This is a genomic window from Christiangramia aquimixticola (assembly GCF_048285835.1).
Lineage (GTDB): Bacteria > Bacteroidota > Bacteroidia > Flavobacteriales > Flavobacteriaceae > Christiangramia > Christiangramia aquimixticola.
Window position 1 is genome coordinate 1 of record NZ_JBLVTL010000254.1, and the last position, 292, is coordinate 292.

General features: G+C 42.8%; 1 pseudogene. It reads left to right on the forward strand.

What is annotated here, in order from left to right:
• Positions 1 to 292: pseudogene (locus tag ACNKXV_RS14375) on the forward strand (ribonuclease E/G); the annotation flags it as partial.

Sequence of the window (292 nt, forward strand, 5' to 3'; positions counted from 1 at the left end):
GGAAAAGCAGCTGGTTGAACTGCCTTCCGAAGGAATGGACAATCAGTTTAAAGTAGGAGACATTTACTTGGGCACGGTCCGAAAGATCGTCAATGGACTCAATGCTGCGTTCATTGACGTTGGGTATGAGAAAGATGCCTTTCTTCATTACCAGGACCTTGGCCCGAATGTCAATAGTCTGTTGAAGTTTACCAAAATGGTACGCAACAACAACTATACTAACTACATGCTGAAGGGTTTCGAGAATGAACCTGAAATAGATAAAGTCGGTAAAATCGACAAAACTCTAGCC